Origin of the sequence: Pseudomonas asiatica (assembly GCF_009932335.1) — a bacterium.
GTDB lineage: Bacteria > Pseudomonadota > Gammaproteobacteria > Pseudomonadales > Pseudomonadaceae > Aquipseudomonas > Aquipseudomonas asiatica.
On the sequence record NZ_BLJF01000001.1, the window covers coordinates 3,114,858 to 3,134,558 of the forward strand.

The following is a 19,701-nucleotide window of genomic DNA, read 5'->3' on the forward strand; positions in this document are numbered from 1 at the left end:
CACCAATCCAGGGGCGGTGCAGGCCTCACCTGCTCAGGTCACAACCCCTCCAGCTCAGCCATAAGGTCACTGAGCCGGTCGACTTTATCGTCATCCAGCACACTGCCCTGCAGCCCCCGCACATACACCGCCAGTTCCTCCACCGTGCTGCACTCGAACATCGCCCGCAGCGGCACGTTCAGTTGCAGCTGCTTCTGCACCCGCGAGGCGATTTGCGTGGCCAGCAGCGAATGCCCGCCCAGCTCGAAGAAGTTGTCGTGCACCCCGACCCGCTCGGCCTTGAGCACATCCGTCCAGATACCGGCCAGTACCTCTTCCAGCTCATTGCGCGGCGCCTGGTAGGCCTGGCTGTGCTGGCCACCGACGTCGATGGCTGGCAGGGCCTTGCGGTCGAGCTTGCCGTTGGCGTTGTGCGGCAGGCTGTCGAACCAGCCCCAGTGCAGTGGCACCATGTACTCCGGCAACTCGGCACGCAGGCGCTGCTTGAGCTGTTCCAGCAACGCAGCGTCGGCTGCAACGCCCTGATGCGCCACCAGGTAACCCACCAGGTGCTTGCCATTGACGCCCTCCTGCACGCCAACGGCAGCGTCGCGGATTTCCGGCTGTTCGTGCAGGCGGGCTTCGATTTCGCCCAGTTCGATGCGGTAGCCGCGAATCTTCACCTGATGGTCGATGCGCCCGACATACTCCAGCACCCCGTCCAGGCGCTGCCGCGCCAGGTCGCCAGTGCGATACAGGCGTTCGCCCGGTGCACCATGAGGATGGGGAATGAACGCCAGCGCTGTGCGCACCGGGTCGCCGACATAGCCACGGCCCACGCCGGTGCCGGCCACGCACAACTCACCTGTCGCACCCAGTGGCACCAGTGCCTGGTCCTCGCCGTACAGGTACAGGCGGTTGTTGTCGGTCGGCGTGCCGATCGGCAAGTAACTGCCACGGGTCGAGGCGGCATCGACGCGGAAGAACGCCACGTCATCGGAGCACTCCGCCGGGCCGTAGGCGTTGACCAGGCCGATCTGCGGGTAGCGCTGCAACCACTGCGCCGCCAGCTCCGGAGGCATGGCCTCGCCGGTCGGCAGCATCCAGCGCAGGCCATCGAGGGCCTGGTGGTCGTTGGCCAACATACCCTGGATCAGCGACGGCACGCTCTCCAGCACGCTGATGCCGGTGGCCTGCACATGCGCCAGCAGGCCCTGCGGGTCATGGGCGATGGCATTCGGCACGATCTCCACCCTGGCGCCGAACAGCGGCGCGGCAAGGAACTGCCACACCGAAATGTCGAAGCTCTGCGAGGCCGTCTGGGCGATCACGTCCTGCTCGCCGAGCGCCAGGTACGGCACCTTGCTCAACTGGTTGTTGAGCATGCCGCGCTGCTCGACCATCACCCCCTTCGGCAGGCCGGTGGAGCCTGAGGTGTAGATCACATAGGCGAGGTTATCCGGCCCGCTGTGAATGCCGGGGTTGTGGCTGGCCACCGGGCTGGCCTGGATGTCTTCCCAGACCAGCAGCTGCGGCCGTGCCGCCAACGCAAGCTGGTCCAGCAACTGCCGCCCTTGCCCGGCACAGGCCGCGCTGCACACCAGCACGGGTGTACGGCTGAGCTGGATGATGCTTTGCAGACGCGCCGCCGGCAGGCCCGGGTCCAGTGGCAGGTAGCCGGCGCCGGCCTTGAAGCTGCCGACGATCATGCCCAGCAGCGGTAGCCCACGCTCGGCCAGCAGTGCCACCGGCTGGTCCACGTTCACACCCGCCGCGATCAAGGCATGGCCCAGACGGTTGGCCGCCAGGTTCAAGCCGGCGTAGTCGTAGGATGCGTCCAGGCAGCGGGCCACGGTACGTTGCGGATGCGCGGCCACCTGCGCCTCGAACTGCGCGATGTAACTCTGTTCCAACGGATAGGCGCGCGCGGTGCGGTTGCAGTCTTCCAGCAGGAAGCGCTGCTCTTCCGCACCCAGCAACGGCAGTGCGCTCATCTCCCCTTCAAAGCCTTGCACCAGCGCCAGCAGCAGGCGCTTGAACTCGGCCAGCAGGCGCTCGACGGTCGGGTAGTCGAAATAGCGCTGGTCGAACGACAGGTGCAGGCCAAGGTCATCGCCCGGGTAGCACACTGCGGTCAGCGGGAAGTTGGTGTGGGTACGACCCGAGTCGGAACTGGCATTCAGGTGCTGGGCGTGGTCGAGCACGGCGGTTTCCACCGGCGCGTTCTCGAACACGAACAGGCTGTCGAACAGCGGCTGGCCCTTGGGCAGTTCGCTGCATTCCTGGATGGCCACCAGCGGCAGGTACTCATGCTCGCGCAGCTCCATGTTGTGCTCCAGCAGGCCTTGCAGCCACTGCCGCACGCTGCAGCGCTCACCCGCCACCGGCAATTGCACGCGCAGGGCGACGCTGTTGATGAACAGGCCGACGGTACGCTGCATCTGCGGCATGCTCACCGGGCGCCCGGCCACGGTCACGCCAAAGGCCACGTCGCGGTCGCCACTGTAGCGCGCCAGCACCAGTGCCCAGGCCGCCTGGGCGAAGGTGTTGACGGTGAGCTGGTGGGCCTGGGCCAGTTCGCGCAGGCGCACACCGTCGCTCACCGCCAGGCGGGTGTAACAGTCGCCGACGATCATGCCGCTACCGGCATGGTCGTGGCGCAGCGGGCGGTCGCTGGGGATGGTGGTAGCGCGTTCGAAGCCGGCCAGGTTGGCCTGCCACCAGGCTCGCGCGTCGTCCAGGCCCTGGCGTTGCAGCCAGCCGATGTAGTCGCGGTAGCGCGGTGGCACCGGCAAGCGGGCCTGGCGCCCCTCGCCGAGGGCCTGGTAGATCTCGAAGAAATCGTTCATCAGCAGCGAACGGCACCAGGCATCGATGAGGATGTGGTGGTTGCTCATCATGAACCAGTAGCGCTCGTCGGCCACACGCACCAGGCGCAGGTGGAACGGCGCCTCGCTGAGCAGCGCGAAACCAGCCTCGCGTTCCTGCTTGTGCAGGGCCTGCAGGCGCTGCTCCTGGGCGTCGTCGTCGAGGCCACGCCAGTCCTGATAGTCCACCGGCATGTTGCCCGGTTTGTGGATGATCTGCAGCATCGCCTCGCCGGTGTTCCAGCTGAACGATGCGCGTAGCGCCTCGTGGCGTGCCACCACCGCCTGCCACGCCTGGGCGAAGCGTTCGGGGTCGAGCGCGCTGTTGATGCGGTAGCGGTCCTGCATGTAGTAAAGGCCGGTGCCCGGCTCCAGCAGGGTGTGCAACAGCATGCCCTCCTGCATCGGCGTCAGGGGATAGACATCCTCGATCTGCGCTGCCGGTACCGGCAGCGCGTCGATCTGCGCCTGGGTCAGGTGCGCCAGCGGGAAGTCCGATGGCGTGAAACTGCCGTTGCCATCAGCCAGGCAATGCTCGACCAGCGCCAGCAGCTCCTGACGATAGGCCTCGGCCAGGCAGGCGATGGTCCGCTCGTCGTAGCGTTCGGCACTGAAGGTCCAGCGCAGTTGCAGGGCACCGCCATACACCTGGCCATCGACACTCAGCCAGTTGGGCAGCGGTGCATCGAGGTCGTGGGCCAGGCCGGCCGCGGCGTCCAGCGGCTGGAACAGGGCTGTGCTGTCGAACTGCTGGTCGAACTGGCCCAGGTAGTTGAAGGTGATGCGTGCCTGCGGCAGGGCCGCCATCTGCTCACGCACTGCCGTATCGGCCAGGTAGCGCAGCACGCCATAACCCAGCCCTTTATGCGGCACCTGGCGCAGTTGCTCCTTGATGCGCTTGATCGAGCCTGCCCGCGCTGCATCGTCCTCGCCTGGCAGCGGGCGCAGGCTCAGCGGGTAGGCGTTGGTGAACCAGCCGACGCTGCGGGTCAGGTCCATATCTTCGAACAGCCCGTCACGGCCATGGCCTTCAAGCTGTACCAGCACTTCTTCGTCGCCGCTCCAGCGGCACAGGGCACGCGCCAGCGCGGTCAGCAGCAGGTCGTTGACCTGGGTGTGATAGGCCGCCGGGGCCTGCTGCAGCAACTGCCGGGTCTGCTCCACATCCAGGCCGATGGCCAGGGTACGGGCATGGCAGTGCAGGTTGCCGCCCTGCGGGTGATCGCATGGCAGTTCGCGGCGCACGCCGCCCAACTGGCCTTGCCACCAGCCCAGCTCGTCGCGCAGCGAATCACTGCCGGCATAGATGGCCAGGCGTGCGGCCCAGTCGCCCATGGCGTGGGTCTTGGCCGGCAGCGGCTGGCCTCGGTACAGCGCCTGAAGGTCTTCCAGCAGCACGCGCCACGACACGCCATCGACCACCAGGTGATGGATAGCCAGCAACAGGCGCTGGCCGCCCTGCCCGTCATTAACCAGCAAGGCGCGCAACAGTGGGCCCTGTTCCAGGTCGAGGCTGCGTTGCAAATCGGTGTACAGCGGTTGGCAATCGGCGAAGTCGGCGACCGTGGCTGTCCACAGCAATTGCCCGGTGGCAAGCGAAGCATATTCGGCCTGCCAGCGGCCCTGGGCCTGACTGAAGCGCAGGCGCAGGCTGTCGTGGTGCTGCACCAGGTCGGCCAAGGCTCGCTTCAGTACCCCCTCATCCAGCGGCTTGCGTGCCTCCAGCAGAACAGCCTGGTTCCAGTGCTGCGGCTGTGGCACTTTACTGTCGAAGAACCAGTGCTGGATCGGCGTGAGGCCGGCCTGGCCCTGGCGCAGGCCCTGTTCGATGCTGCTGGCGGCTTCGCTGCGCTGAACGATGGCGGCCAGGGTCTGGATGGTCTGATGCTGGAACAGGTCGCGCGGAGTGAACTGCAAGCCGGCCTGGCGGGCCCGGCTGACTACCTGGATCGACAGGATCGAGTCGCCGCCCAGCTCGAAGAAGTTGTCCTGCACGCCGACCCGGGCAACGTTGAGCACGTCGCGCCAGATCTGCGCCAGTTGCGCTTCCACCTCGTTGCCAGGCGCCTGGTACTGCTGGCGTGCCTGTTCCAGGTCCGGCAGCGGCAGCGCACGGCGGTCGAGCTTGCCGTTGCCCATCAGCGGCAGGCTGTCGAGCAGCACCAGGTGCGCCGGCACCATGTAATCCGGCAGGTGCTGGCGGGCATCGGCTTTCACCGCGTCGCGCAGCATGCCCTGGACCTCGCTGTCGGCAGCGGCCTGCCTGCACACCAGGTAACCCACCAGTTGCTTGCCGCCCGGCAGGTCGAGGGCCAGCACCACAGCTTCGTCGACATCGGCATGCGCCTGCAGGCGGCTTTCGATTTCGCCCAGCTCGATACGGAAACCGCGAATCTTCACCTGCTGGTCGGCGCGACCGACGTACTCGACAAGGCCATCGCTGCCCAGGCGCACCAGGTCACCGGTGCGATACAGGCGCCCGCCTTCGCTGCCGAACGGGTCGGCGACGAAGCGCTCGGCGCTTAGGCCCGGGCGGTCGTGGTAACCCTGGGCCAGGCCGGCACCGCCGACATACAGCTCGCCAACACCGCCTTGCGGCAACAGGGCAAGGTCTTCATCGAGGATGTAGGCCGTGCGGCTACCGATGACGCGACCGATCGGTACGCTGCCCAGCTCCGCCGGCAGCGTCTGTGGTGCCAGGCAGGCCAGCGGCATGACCACGGTTTCGGTCGGCCCGTAGGCGTTGAAGAACTGCTGCGGCGCGAAGGACTGGCGGATGCGCTGCAGGTGTTCGCCGGTCAGCGCTTCACCACCGGTAATGACCAGGCGCACTGGCAACTGCTCGCCCTGCCCGGCCAGGTACTGCGCCAACTGGCTGCCGTAGCTTGGCGTGAAGCCAAGAATGCTCACCTGCTGCTCACGCACCAGCTGGCAGATGTCTTCGGCGCCCCACTGCCCCTGGGCACGCAGTACCACGCGGGCGCCACACAGCAGCGGCACCCACAGGCGTTCGCTGGCGGCGTCGAAATTGATCGAATAGAAGTGCAGCTCGCAGTCATCGCCGCGCATACCGAACGCGTCGATCACCGCCTGGCAATGCATGGCGAACTCGCCGTGGCTGACTACCACGCCCTTGGGCTTGCCGGTGGAACCGGAGGTGTAGATCAGGTAGGCCTGGTGCTGCGGCAGGTTGAGGTTGTCCAGCGGCGCATAGCTGTAGGCTGACAGGCTGGCGCTGTCGTCCTCCAGGCTCCAGTGCGCCACGCCTTCGGGCAGCTGCCCCAGGGTTTGCAGCAGCGCGCGCTGGCTTAGCAGCAGGCCGATGCGGCTGTCTTCGATCATGTAGCGCAGGCGGTCGAGCGGGTATTCGGGGTCGAGCGGCACGTAGGCGCCACCGGCCTTGAGGATGGCCAGCAAGCCGATGACCATTTCCAACGAACGCTCCAGTGCCAGGCCCACGCGCACCTGCGGGCCGACGCCACGCTCGCGCAGGGCGCGGGCCAGGCGGTTGGCCTGCTGGTCGAGTTCGGCATAGGTCATGTGCCGGCCGGCAAACGTCAACGCGCCAGCGTGTGGCGTACGCGCAGCCTGGGCGGCGAACAGGCCGTGCACGGTCTGGTCGAGAGCGAGACCCTGCTCGCCCTGCAACCGGCCAGCCAGCAACTGCTGCTCGGCGCTGCTCAGCATCGGCAGCTCGCACAGGCGCTGTTGCGGGTTGTCGAGCAGGCCCACCAGCAATTGCTGCCAATGCTCGGCCATGCGCGCGATGCGTGGTTCGTCGAACAGGTCACGGCTGTAGGTCAGGCAGCAACCCAGGCGGCCGTCGAGGTCGGTCACCTCCAAGTACAGGTCGAACTTGGTGGCGCTGGCGTCGTTGACCAGGTAATCCACCTGCATGCCGGCAAGCTGACGGCTTTGCTGGAAGGCCCAGCGCTGAACGTTGCACATCACCTGGAACAGCGGGTTGTAGGCGCTGCTGCGCGGTGGCTGCAGGGCTTCCACCAGCTGATCGAACGGCAGGTCCTGGTGCGACTGGCCTTCGATGGCAACCTGGCGTACCTGCTCCAGCAACTGTGCGGCGCTCATCTGGCCGTCCAGCTCGCAACGCAGCACCTGGGTGTTGAGGAACGCGCCAATCAGCCCTTCGCTTTCCGGGCGGATGCGGTTGGCCACCGGCGCGCCAATGCGCAAGTCACGCTGGCCGCTGTAGCGGTGCAGCAAGGCGGCCAGGGTGGCAGTCATGGTCATGAACAGGGTCAGGCCGCGCTGGCTGTTGAAGGCATGCACGCGGGAGACCAGCGCCGGGTCGAGCTCGAAGCGGTACAGCTCGCCACGGTGGCTCTGCACTGCCGGGCGCGGGCGGTCGGCAGGCAGCGCCAGTACCGGGTGTTCATCGCCCAGGCGGGCCTGCCAGTAGGCCAGCTGGCGGGCGCCCTCGCCGCTTTCCAGCCATTGCCGTTGCCACACGCTGTAGTCCAGGTACTGCACCGGCAGCGGCGCCAGCGGCGATTCGCGGTCATCGACGAAGGCCTCGTACAGCTCGCCCAGTTCGCGGGCGAAGATGTCCATGGCCCAGCCCTCGGTGACGATATGGTGCAGGGTCAGCACGAAGAAATGCTCGCGCTCTTCGGCTTTGACCAGGCAGGCACGCAGCAGCGGGCCGCGCTCCAGGTCGAACGGCTGGTGCGCCTGGTCGTCGGCCAGTTGCTGCAGGCGTTGTTGGCGGAGATCGGCGGGCAAGGCGCTGAAGTCTTGCCAGTCGAGGTGCAGGCTGCTGTCTTCGGCCACGCACTGATACGGCACGCCATCGATGCTGGGGAAGGTGGTGCGCAGGGTTTCGTGGCGCACCACCAGCGCCTGCAGCGCTCGCTCGAAGGCATCCACATGCAGGGTGCCGCGCAAGCGCGCCATGCCGCCGACGTTGTACGCCGGGCTGCCCGGCTCCATTTGCCAGAGGAACCACATGCGCTGCTGCGAGTACGACAGCGGCACCGCCTGGCGGCGGTCGACGCGGGCGATTGAACCTTGCAGGTTGCGCTCACCGGCAGCACGAATACGCGTGATCTCGGCACAGAAGGCGCCCAGCTCGCTGGCGTCGAACAGGGCCTTGAGCGGCAGCTCGACATCGCAGGCCTGGCGCGTGCGCGAGACAATTTGAGTGGCCAGCAGCGAATGGCCGCCGAGGGCGAAGAAGTCGTCCTGCAGGCCGATGCGCGGCAAGTTCAGCACCTCGCGCCAGATAGCGGCGACCTGCTGCTGCAACTCGGTTTGCGGCTTGACGTGCTGCCGCTGCTGCCACACCGGGGCCGGCAATGCCTTGCGGTCGACCTTGCCGCTGGGGCCCAGTGGCATCTGCGCCAGCGGGATGAGTTGTGCCGGCACCATGTAGGCCGGTAGTTGTTCAGCCAGCACCGTCAGCAATGCATCAGGCTGGGCGCTGCCACTGTAGTAGCCGACCAGTTGCGCACCTACGGCATCCTTGTGAATCAGCACCAGCGCCTGTTCGACCCCCGCTTGCGCCAGCAGGCAGGCCTGGACTTCCTCGGGTTCGACACGGAAGCCACGCACCTTGACCTGCTGGTCGAGGCGGCCAAGGTATTCCAGCGCCGCGGTCTGCACCTGCCAGCGGGCGCGGTCGCCACTGCGGTACAGGCGCTCGCCATTGCCGTCGGCCCGGGGCACGAAGCGCTCGGCGGTGAGGCCCGGGCGGCCCAGGTAGCCACGGGCCAGGCCTGCACCGCCGAGGTACAGCTCGCCCGGCACACCGGGGGCGGACAGTTCCAGCTCGTCGTCCAGCACACGGCACAGCACATTGCCCAGCGGGCGGCCGATCGGCGAGCGTTCGCCATCGGTGGCCTGGCAGTGCCAGTGGGTGACGTTGATGGCGGTTTCGGTCGGGCCATAGCGGTTGTGCAACTGCACCTGTGGCAGCACCTGCAGCACGCGGTCACGCAGTGCCGCGGACAGCGCTTCGCCACCGGAGAACAGCCGGCGCAGGCTGCCGCAGGCACCCGCCTGCGGCTCCTGGACGAACACCTGCAACAGCGGCGGCACGAAGTGCAGCGTGGTCACGCCATGGGCCTGCACCAACGCGGCGATGCGCTGCGGGTCGCGGTGCTCGCCAGGGCCGGCGAGCACCAGCTTGCAACCGGTCACCAGTGGCCAGAAGCATTCCCACACCGAAACGTCGAAGCTGATCGGCGCCTTCTGCATCAGCACGTCGCTGTCGTCCAGCACATAACTGGCCTGCATCCATTGCAGGCGCTCGGCCAGTGCCGCGTGGGTATTGCCCACGCCCTTGGGCTGGCCGGTGGAGCCGGAGGTGTAGATCACATAGGCCAGGTTGTCGCCATGCAGATGCAACCCGGGGGCATGGCTTGGCCAGCTGTCCAGGTGCAGCTGGTCGAGGGCGATGGCGCTGACGCCATCAACCTGTGGCAGCTTGCCCAGCAGGCTGCTGTGGCTCAGCAACAGGCCAGCGTTGCAGTCGGCGAGCATGTAGGCCAGGCGCTCGGCCGGGTAATCGATGTCCAGCGGCACATAGGCACCACCGGCCTTGAGAATGGCCAGCAGGCCCACCAGCAGCTGCGGCGAACGCTCGATGGCGATGGCCACGCAAGTGTCTGGGCCCACGCCTTTGTCACGCAGGTAGTGGGCCAGACGGTTGGCTTGCTGGTGCAACTCTGCGTAATCCAGGCTGCCACCGTCCCACACCAGGGCGGTGCGCTGCGGGGTCAGGCGTGCCTGTTCATTGAGCTGCTCGACCAGCAGGCGCTGCGGCGGCGCAGCGGGTGCCTCGCCCCAGCTCAGCAGTTGCGCGCGGCCAGGCTCGTCGAGCAGTTGCACCTCGCCCAGCGCCCGCTGCGGCCCGGCACACACCTGCTCGAGCAGGGCCAACAGGTGCTGGGCCAGGCGCTTGACGGTACTGGCATCGAACAATTCGGCGGCATAGTCGAAGGCCAGGCTCAGGCGGCCCTGGTGGTCTTCTTCACTGTGCAGCTGCAAGTCGAACTTGGCTTCGCGACTGTGCCACGGCAGCTCTTCGGCCAGCAGGCCCGGCAGGCGGCGCAGCGCAGACAGGTCACGTTGCTGGTGGTTGAACATGACCTGGAACAGGCCTTGCTCGCGAGCCTCGGGCAGGGCTTCGAGCAGTTGCTCGAACGGCAGGTCCTGGTTGGCCTGGGCATCCAGGGTGGCCTGGCGCACCTGGGCCAGCAACTGGTCGAACGGCAGGCGGCCGTCGAGCTGCGCACGCAGCACCTGGGTGTTGATGAAGAAGCCGACCATGCCTTGGGTTTCCAGGCGCGGGCGGTTGGCGTTGGGCACGCCGACACGGATATCGGCCTGGCCACTGTAGCGGTGCAACAGCGCCTGCCAGCCGGCCAGCAGTACCATGAACAGGCTGGCCTGCTGTTCGCGGGCCAGGCCCTTGAGCGCTTCGGTGAGCCTGGCCGGTACCTTGAGGTTGAAGCGGGCGGCGCGGTGGCCGCGCTGGCTGGTGCGCGGGTGGTCGGTGCACAGGTCGAGCACCGGCAGATCATCCCCCAGACGCGCCTGCCAGTACTGCAGCTGACGCTCGGCTTCGCCTGCGGCCAGCCACTGTCGCTGCCAGGTGCCGTAGTCGGCATAACCCAGGGTCAGCGGTGCCAGGTTGGCCTCAAGGCCCTGGCAGTGGGCGGCGTACAGTTTGGCGAATTCGTCGAGCAGGATGTTCAGCGACCAGCCGTCGGCGACGATATGGTGCAGGGTCACCCATAGTTGATGGTGTTCATCGTCCAGGCGCGCCAGGGTCACCCGCAGCAACGGCCCCCGGGTCAGATCGAACGGCTGGCGAGCTTCGGTTTCACGTTGGGCGGCGACCTGTTCGGCGGCCTGGCCTTCGAGGTCCAGGCGGCGAAGGTCGAACGGCTGCTGCGCCTGGATGCGCTGCAGGGCCTGGCCGTTCTCTTCGGCAAATAGGGTGCGCAGCGATTCATGGCGCGCAACCAGCGCCTGGAAGGCTGTTTCCAGGGCGTTTTCGTCCAGCTCACCGCGCAACTGCAGGCCGGCCGGAATGTTGTAGGCCGCCGACTGCGGGTCCAACTGCCACAGCAACCACAGGCGGTTTTGCGCCAGCGACTGGGGCAGCGCCTGGGTGCGTTCCAGTGTAGCGATGGCACCGACCCGGCCACCGCCTTCGGAGATGATCGCGGCCACGGCCTTGGCGTAGTCAGCCAGTATCGGCGCTTCGAACAGGGTGCGCAGGCCCAGCTCGATGCCCAGTTCATCGGCCAGGCGTGCGGTGGCGTGGGTGGCGGCGATCGAGTTGCCGCCCAGCAGCAGGAAGTGGTCGTCTGCCGCCACCGCCTCGACCTTGAGAATGTCGCGCCACACATCGGCGATGCGCGCCTGCAGTTCATCGCCTGCGCCCACTGAAGCAACGGGCTCGTTCACCTCAGGGAAGCGGGCGTAGCAGTCCAGGCTGCCATCGTCCATGCGCAGGCGGCAGGCCGAACGCTGCAGCTTGCCGCTGGAGGTCTTGGGCAGCGCACCCGGGTTCAGCAGCAGGACCACGGCCGGTGCCTGGCGGCAGGCGTCGGCGATCACCTGGCGCAGGGTCTTGATCAGCTCCTGGGGCTTGATCGCCTTCTGCACGTTGCGGCTGATTTCCACCGCCACGCCAATGCCCTCCTCGCCTTGCTGCTCGACGGCGAACACTGCCACCCGGCCTTTTCGCAGCACATCCACTTCGCGCTCGAGGGTTTTTTCCAGGTCCTGCGGGTACAGGTTCTGCCCGCGCACGATGAGCATGTCCTTCAGGCGGCCGGTGACGAACACTTCGCCTTCGCGCATGAAGCCCAGGTCACCGGTACGCAGCCAGGTCTGGCCGTCCATGTCGACGAAGGTGCGGGCGCTGGCCTCGGGGTTGCGCCAGTAGCCCAGGGCGATGCTCGGGCCGGCGGCCCAGATCTCGCCCACCTGGTTGTCGTCCAGCACCTGCAGGCGTTGTGGTTCGACAATGCGCACGGCATGCCCGGGCTGCGGGTAGCCACAGCTCATCAGCACACTGCCCTTGCCAGGCTCCGCACGGTTGGCGGCGAAGGCTTCGGCGTCCAGCTCCAGCGCGGCGATGCCCTGGCCACGGCGACTACCGCTGACGAACAGGGTCGCCTCGGCCAGGCCGTAGCTGGCGAAGAAGCTCTGCGGGTCGAAGCCGCAGGCCTGGAACTTGTCGGCAAAGGCCGCCAGGCTGTCCTGGCGGATCGGCTCGGAGCCAGAATAGGCCACCCGCCAGCGGCTTAGGTCGAGCCCGGCCAGGGAGGCCTCGCTGACCCGCTCGCTGCACAACCGGTAGGCAAAGTCGGGGCCGCCGCTGATGGTGCCGCCGTATTCGCTGATGGCCTGCAACCAGCGCAGCGGCCGGGCCAGGAAGTAGCCCGGCGACATCAGCACACAGGGCACGCCGCTGAAGATCGGCTGCAGCAGGCCGCCGATCAGGCCCATGTCGTGGTACAGCGGCAGCCAGCTGACGATCACATCGTCTGGGTTGAGGTCGATGCCAAAGCCTTGGCGGATCAGTTGTTCGTTGGCCACCAGGTTGCCATGGCTGACCTGCACGCCCTTGGGCAGTGCTGTGGAGCCGGAGGTGTATTGCAGGAAGGCGATGTCATCACCCTTGAGCGCGGGTTCGCGCCAGTTTGCAGCCAGTGCCGGGTCCAGGCCATCCACCGCCAGCAGCTCGGGGGCGTTGGCCGCTGTCAGGGCCTCCAGGCCCTGCAGGCTGTCGCGCAGGGCCGCGACGGTCAGCAGCAGGCGCGGCTCTGCGTCGTCGATGATCGACAGCAAGCGCTGCTGGTGGTGCTGGCGCGCGGACTCCGGCGGGTAGGCCGGCACCGCAATCACGCCGGCATACAAGCAGCCGAAGAACGCCGCCACATAGTCTGGCCCGCTGGGGAACAACAGCACTGCGCGGTCGCCGAAACCGGCCCGGCTTTGCAAGGCAGCAGCGATGGTGCGTGCGCGCTGGTCGAGGTCCCGGTAGCTGAGCACGGCCTGCTCGCCGGGAGCGTCGGCCAGAAAGCGCAAGGCGACTTTGTCCGGGGTCTGCGCGGCGCGTTGCGCCAGGGCCTGGACCAGCGAGAGCGGGAGTTCGAAGGCGTCCGTCATGGGGTGTTCCTGCCAGTGTCTGGTTGGGTCGGGCCGGCTGCTGCGCGAACGTGGGCGCAGCGGCATGTGGCGGCCTGAGGTGTACACAGGGGAACGGATGGGCGGGGGGAGAAATTAGCGGTGGTGAGGCTTTGGGGGGGCGTGAGGGTTGCCGGGGGTTTGCCTTGAGAGATGTTGCGCCTGGGAGATCGAGCGCCGCCCGCGCGGCGCTTCGCGAGTATTCACCTTGACACTTTCTGCGCCTGTGAGATCGAGCGCCGCCCGCGCGGCGCTTCGCGGGACAAGCCCGCTCACATTTGTTGCAACGTGGCCATGCCTGTGGGAGAGGCGTTGTCAGCTTTGGTACAAGGCTTGAGACAAGTGGGGCGACAGCAATGCCAACTCAGGAATCCAGCCAGCCCAACAAGGCTGGCAACCATGGCCTGTCAGGTTCGGCACGTTGCAACAAATGTGGGAGCGGGCTTGCCCCGCGAAGCGCCGCGCGGGCGGCGCTCGATCTCACAGGCGCTGAAAATGCCCTGACATGCACCTAGCCACCCTCACACCTTAGAACTGAAATCACATGAAACTAATTACATTTCGCATTTGACAATCATTATCATTCTGAATAGCTTGTCGCCCGTCGTAGGAAGCTTCCCAAATTTGGGTGCGTCCTTTCCCCTCTGTGACAAGGTGATTTCCATGGCGGAACAACTATCCACAAGTAAGTGCGATTCACCATTACTGCAGGCCTTCGTCGACAACCGCAGCATTCTGGTCAAGATCGCTGCCCGCATTACCGGCTGTCGATCGCGCGCCGAAGATGTGGTGCAGGACGCCTTTTTCCGGCTCAGCGCCGCCCCGCAGATCACATCGTCGTTCAAGGCGCAGCTGAGCTACCTGTTCCAGATCGTGCGCAACCTGGCCATCGACCACTATCGCAAGCAGGCGATGGAGTTGAAGTACTCCGGCAGCGAGGAGGAAGGCCTTAACGTAGTCGTGCAAAACGCCTCCCCCGAAGCCACCCACATCAACCTTGCCGCGCTGGATGACATTGCCGAGGCGCTGAACGAACTGCCCCAGCGCACCCGCTATGCCTTCGAGATGTACCGCCTGCATGGCGTGCCGCAGAAGGACATTGCCAAGGAGCTGGGAGTGTCGCCGACGCTGGTCAACTTCATGATCCGCGATGCGCTGGTGCATTGCCGCAAGACGGCCAGTCGGCAGGCCTGATCAGGCAGAGTCTGCTTCTTCGCGGGCACGCCCGCGAAGAAGCCACCCCGATATCAAGCCAGTTTGCAACGATCGAAAAACCGTTCCCGCCCCAGAATCATCAACGCCGCACGCTTGTGCGGGAAGTCGAACTCCTTGTCGCAATGGAAGCACTGGTCGTGCATGTAGCCGATCATCTTGCCGTTGTCGGCACGCGGCTCGGCCACCACCCGCTGGGTGCGCGGGTCATCCAGGAACAGGTAGTGCACCAGCGCCGATAGCCAGCTGGCCACCTTGTGCGGCCCGCGGTGGCTCTCCTCCCCCACCAGCATATGGATGCCACGGTCGTAGTCATCGGCCGGGTAGAACGGCGCAATGCGGTCTTCCTTGGCCCAGTACGCCTCGAAGTAGGCAAACGGCTGGTCATCGAAGCAACCGATCAGCGTCAGGGCATGCGGATCGGCCTCGAGCTTGCCCAGGTATTCGCGATGCTGCGCAAGGGTGCCACCCTCCTGCCAGAACGCCTCCACCCGCGGGTTGTTCTGCCAGCGGTTGAAGCGCTCCAGGTCATGCTCGATCTCCAAGGTACGCAGCGATACCCAACTGCCCAGGCGCGTATCGAAGCGCCGGTACACCTCGCCACGAGGCTTGGGCGCGCGGCGTGGGTGGCGCTTGCCGTTGCTGATCTGCATCTGCTGTGGGTAGGCCACGCTGGCCGACTCGCCCAGCCACGGCTGTGGCAGCTGCCAGAACAGCGCCCGCTCGCACAGGTATTGGCCAGGCTGCTCGCCGGCCAGCAGCAGGCCACTGGTCAATGCCTGAGGCAACGGCTCGGGCAGGTGCCAGGCAAGACGCTGGCAGGCCGCATCGCGGGCCAGCAGCCAATAACAGGCGGCCCACAAGGCCACATAGGGGCGCTCGGGGCACAGCCGCTCGAGGTGGACATGCAGAGTAGCACCCATCTCCAGGCGCAACTGGATCAACGCGCGGCCTTCGAGGGACAGGCTCAGCCAGCTGTCCCCCTCCTCGGCACTGAGGCTGCGCCAGCGTGGCGCTGACTGGGGCTGTGATGCGGCATCGAACGGCATGGGCTTGACTCGCGGCAATGAAAGAAAGGCTCACTGCTGAGAACGTTGCCGCATCACGGGAATTTAGTCGCGCGGGGCCGCTACCGTGATGCGGTAGGGCTCGAAGATGCGCGCCAGCTCGCCACTGTCGCGCAGGGCCCGCAGCAGCGCCGCGAACGACTGCTCGCCGATGGGCGCCCCCGGGCGCAACAAGGCGTAGTGATGGTAGACTTGGTCAATGCGTTGCGAGGGCACCAACCGCTCCCGGCTGGCCGGGTTGCGTGCCAGGAAATCGCTGAGGTAGGAACGCGTGACCAGGGCGATGTCGGCGCGGCCTGCCTGCACCATCAGCAGGTTGCTGTCGTGGGAGTAGGTCAGGGTCGCGTTGTAGGCGGTGCGCAGGTATTCGGGGTCGGAGTTGAAGCCGGCGAACGCATAGTGATAGCCATTGAACAACGCCAGGCGCTTGCCGTTCAAGTCGTCGAAGTAATGCGGGTCACCGCCATTGGCTTGGCGAGCGACGAACACCTCGGCGTCTTCCAGGCCCATGTCCACGGTCTTGTGGGGAATCTGCTGCCAGCCCCATTGCGGGTTCTCGAAAATGGCCATGTCGGTACGGCCTTGCTGGAAGTCGCCGAAACGCCGCTGAATGGACGTGGGTACCAGAACGAAGCGGTAGTGCTGCTGCGCGCGGTTGAGCGCGTCGACCAACTGCGGCAGAAGACCGGTGTCGGCACCCTGCTCCGGGCGCACGGTGTAGGGCGGAAAATGCGCCGCGCCAATCTTCACTTCAACGGTACTTGCCGCCCATGCCGGCACCGCCAGCCAGAACACGGCCAGCAGCATCAGGGAAGACAGGGCCTTCAGGCCGGTCGCTGGAGTCAAGACGGACACTCATCACGGTTCATGCCGGGGTCCGCCTAAGCTAGGCGTTTTCCGGGCCGGACACAACTGCCGGTTAGTGGCCCTTTGCGCCAAAGCTGCGGGCAAACTGCCAGGGGATGCCGGATGCCCGGAGTTTCGCTACGCTCTAGCAGGATCTGCAAGGGAGCCTGGTATGGGCCACTGGTTGGTGATCGACCTGGAAGCCACCACCGACGATGGTGGGTGGCCGGTCACAGAGATGGAAGTCATTGAAATCGGCGCAAGCCTGGTTACCCGCGATGGCCGCGAGGTCGACCACTTCCAGCGCTTCGTGAAGCCTCGGCGGCGGCCGCAGCTGACCCCGTTCTGCCGTGAGCTGACCCACATCAGCCAGGCCAGCGTGGACAGTGCCGCGTCGTTCCGCGAGGTATGGGCAAGCTTCGAGCGCTGGCTCGGGCACCACCGCGGGCAGCTTCAGGCCTGGGTCAGCTGGGGCGACTACGACCGCCAGCAGTTGCACCAGGAGTGGCAGCAGCATGGGCTGGACAGCCTGCTGCGGACCCTGCCGCACATCAACCTCAAGCAACGCTTCGCCAAGGCCCGCCACCTGCAGCGCCCCGCTGGGCTGAATGGTGCACTGCAGCTGGCCGGCATGCACTTTTGCGGGCAGCAGCACCGGGCCCTGGAAGATGCGCGCAATACCGCGCGGCTGCTGCCGTTGAGCCTGCCGGTGGACGCTACCTGAAAGCAGATGACGGGGCCCGTGGGCTTGGGCATACTGGCCAGCCCTTTTTCATCCCCCCTTTTCAGGAGTCGCCCCATGTTCAAGGTCAACGAATACTTCGATGGTACTGTCAAGTCGATCGCCTTCGAAGGCACTGAAGGCCCGGCCACCGTCGGCGTGATGGCCCCGGGCGAATACGAGTTCGGCACTGCCAAGCGCGAGATCATGCACGTGGTTTCCGGCGCCCTGACCGTGAAGCTGCCGGGTAGCGACAACTGGGAAACCTTCAACGCCGGTGACAAGTTCAATGTGGCCGCCGACAGCAAGTTCCAGCTGAAGGTGGCGGTGGATACTGCCTACCTGTGCGAGTACCGTGACTAAGCGGTAGCCTGTACCGGCCTCTTCGCGGGTAAACCCGCTCCCACAGGTACTGCACAAGTTTCAGACCTGTAGCGAACCTGTGGGAGCGGGTTCACCCGCGAAGAATCCAGCACTATTGCGACAGGAATGCCGCAACCTCCCACAGGTACTGCGCAAGTTTCAGACCTGTAGTGAACCTGTGGGAGCGGGTTCACCCGCGAAGAATCCAGCACTATTGCGACAGGAATGCCGCAACCTCCCACAGGTGCTGCGCAAGTTTCAGACCTGTAGTGAACCTGTGTGGGTTCACCCGCGAAGAATCCAGCACTATTGCGACAGGAATGCCCCAACCTTCTCAGCCGCCGCCTGCAAGTGCTGCTCATGGCTGAACCCCGAGGCCTTCAGCGGCTTCAGGTCATGGTCCCCCGCCACCAGCCAGCTCACCTCGATCGCCGGCGATAACGCATACCCTGCCACCGCCTCGCGGTTACCCAGCGCATCCCGCTCGCCCTGCACGATCAACGTCGGCGTCTTCAATTCGGCCAGGTGCTCGACCCGTGGCTTTTCCGGTTTGCCCACCGCATAGAACGGATAGCCCAGGCACACCAGTGCATCCGCTTCCAGTTCATCGGCCAGCAGGCTGGCCATGCGCCCGCCCATGGATTTGCCACCCACTGCCAATTTGCCCGCGACCAAAGGTCGCACCTGCCGGTACACCTCGCGCCAGCATTCCAGCAACACCCTCTGCGGGTTCGGCGGCCGCTTGCCGCCGGCAACCCTGCGCTCGGCCATGTACGGGAACTCGAAGCGCACTACCGCTACCCCAAGCGCCGCAAGCCTTTGCGCCATTTCGTCCATGAACCCGCTGTCCATCGGCGCACCTGCGCCATGAGCCAGGATCAGGCAGCCCTTGTAGCCGTCCTTGCCCCGAACGTGCGGGGGATCGCAGCGCAAGCCTGGGACATTTCCGACCTTCGCCCATTGATCCCCGTCAATACCGGCACTTTGCCCATTAATCATGCTTGCCTCGCTGTAAAGCCTGCCAAATAACCGTGGATGGGAACCCATACATGAACACAACCAGCAGTACCGCCTATAACTACAAGGTGGTCCGCCAATTCGCCATCATGACGGTGGTGTGGGGAATCGTCGGGATGGGGCTCGGCGTCTTCATCGCCGCCCAGCTCGCCTGGCCCTCCCTCAACTTCGACCTCCCCTGGACCAGCTTCGGCCGCCTGCGCCCCCTGCATACCAATGCGGTGATCTTCGCCTTCGGCGGCTGTGCGCTGTTCGCCACCTCCTATTATTCGGTGCAACGTACCTGCCAGACCACCCTGTTCGCACCGGGCCTGGCCGCGTTCACCTTCTGGGGCTGGCAACTGGTGATCCTGCTGGCGGCCATCAGCCTGCCGCTGGGTTACACCAGCTCCAAGGAATACGCCGAACTGGAATGGCCGATCGACATCCTGATCACCATCGTCTGGGTGAGCTACGCCATCGTGTTCTTCGGCACGCTGATGAAGCGCAACACCAAGCACATCTACGTCGGTAACTGGTTCTTCGGCGGCTTCATCCTCACCGTGGCGATGCTGCACGTCGTCAACAACCTGGAACTGCCGGTCAGCCTGACCAAGTCCTACTCGGTCTATGCCGGTGCCACCGATGCCATGGTGCAGTGGTGGTATGGCCACAACGCCGTGGGCTTCTTCCTGACCGCAGGCTTCCTGGGGATGATGTACTACTACGTGCCCAAGCAGGCCGAACGCCCGGTGTATTCCTATCGCCTGTCGATCGTGCACTTCTGGGCGCTGATCACCCTGTACATCTGGGCCGGCCCGCACCACCTGCACTACACCGCCCTGCCCGACTGGGCGCAGTCGCTGGGCATGGTGATGTCGCTGATCCTGCTGGCACCAAGCTGGGGCGGCATGATCAACGGCATGATGACCCTGTCCGGCGCCTGGCACAAACTGCGCAGCGACCCGATCCTGCGTTTCCTGGTGGTGTCGCTGGCGTTCTACGGCATGTCCACCTTCGAAGGCCCGATGATGGCCATCAAGACGGTCAACGCCCTGTCCCACTACACCGACTGGACCATCGGCCACGTGCACGCCGGCGCCCTCGGCTGGGTGGCGATGATCTCGATCGGCGCGCTGTACCACACCATCCCGAAAGTGTTCGGCAAGGAGCGCATGTACAGCATCGGCCTGATCAACGCGCACTTCTGGCTGGCCACCATCGGCACCGTGCTGTACATCGCCTCGATGTGGGTCAACGGCATCGCCCAAGGCCTGATGTGGCGCGCGGTCAACAGCGACGGCACGCTCACCTACTCGTTCGTGGAAACCCTGGTGGCCAGCCACCCAGGCTTCATCGTGCGCTTCGTCGGCGGTGCGATCTTCCTCAGCGGCATGTTCCTGATGGCCTGGAACACCTGGCGCACCGTGCGTTCGCCGGCGCTCGATGTCGCCCCTGCGAACGCCCAGCTGGCTTGAGGAGACCT

General features: G+C 65.9%; 8 protein-coding genes. 4 read left to right on the forward strand and 4 right to left on the reverse strand.

Going from position 1 to position 19,701, the window contains the following annotated elements:
* Nucleotides 1–38 precede the first annotated feature (38 nt).
* Nucleotides 39–12,992, reverse strand: a complete 12,954-nt coding sequence (locus tag GYA95_RS14405) for a non-ribosomal peptide synthetase (RefSeq protein ID WP_015271129.1) — start codon at nucleotides 12,990–12,992, stop codon at nucleotides 39–41.
* A gap of 681 nt (nucleotides 12,993–13,673) precedes the next feature.
* Here GYA95_RS14405 and GYA95_RS14410 point away from each other — a divergent pair.
* On the forward strand, nucleotides 13,674–14,204 hold the full coding sequence (locus GYA95_RS14410; RefSeq protein WP_015271130.1) for an RNA polymerase factor sigma-70: 531 nt from the start codon (nucleotides 13,674–13,676) through the stop codon (nucleotides 14,202–14,204).
* A 53-nt stretch (nucleotides 14,205–14,257) separates the two neighbouring features.
* Here GYA95_RS14410 and GYA95_RS14415 read toward each other — a convergent pair whose 3' ends face one another.
* Together GYA95_RS14415 and GYA95_RS14420 are read right to left on the reverse strand one after the other, a co-directional pair.
* The gene (locus tag GYA95_RS14415) at nucleotides 14,258–15,271 is read right to left on the reverse strand and encodes a GNAT family N-acetyltransferase (RefSeq protein ID WP_015271131.1); all 1,014 of its coding nucleotides are present in this window, start codon (nucleotides 15,269–15,271) and stop codon (nucleotides 14,258–14,260) included.
* 63 nt (nucleotides 15,272–15,334) lie between these two features.
* Nucleotides 15,335–16,135 (reverse strand): substrate-binding periplasmic protein, encoded by an 801-nt coding sequence (locus GYA95_RS14420; protein WP_015271132.1) that lies wholly within the window; start codon nucleotides 16,133–16,135, stop codon nucleotides 15,335–15,337.
* Between the two features lie 172 nt (nucleotides 16,136–16,307).
* On the opposite strand from GYA95_RS14420, the gene GYA95_RS14425 reads away from it, so the two are divergent.
* Both GYA95_RS14425 and ppnP read left to right on the forward strand, forming a co-directional pair.
* On the forward strand, nucleotides 16,308–16,859 hold the full coding sequence (locus GYA95_RS14425; protein WP_015271133.1) for an exonuclease domain-containing protein: 552 nt from the start codon (nucleotides 16,308–16,310) through the stop codon (nucleotides 16,857–16,859).
* A 75-nt stretch (nucleotides 16,860–16,934) separates the two neighbouring features.
* The gene (gene ppnP, locus GYA95_RS14430; protein ID WP_012315400.1) at nucleotides 16,935–17,219 is read left to right on the forward strand and encodes a pyrimidine/purine nucleoside phosphorylase; all 285 of its coding nucleotides are present in this window, start codon (nucleotides 16,935–16,937) and stop codon (nucleotides 17,217–17,219) included.
* Between the two features lie 306 nt (nucleotides 17,220–17,525).
* Here the strand turns inward: ppnP and GYA95_RS14435 are convergent, their stop codons facing one another.
* Complete coding sequence (locus GYA95_RS14435) at nucleotides 17,526–18,218, reverse strand: alpha/beta family hydrolase (protein ID WP_015271134.1); 693 nt, start codon at nucleotides 18,216–18,218, stop codon at nucleotides 17,526–17,528.
* 50 nt (nucleotides 18,219–18,268) lie between these two features.
* On the opposite strand from GYA95_RS14435, the gene ccoN reads away from it, so the two are divergent.
* The gene (gene ccoN, locus GYA95_RS14440; RefSeq protein WP_013973491.1) at nucleotides 18,269–19,693 is read left to right on the forward strand and encodes a cytochrome-c oxidase, cbb3-type subunit I; all 1,425 of its coding nucleotides are present in this window, start codon (nucleotides 18,269–18,271) and stop codon (nucleotides 19,691–19,693) included.
* Nucleotides 19,694–19,701 lie beyond the last annotated feature (8 nt).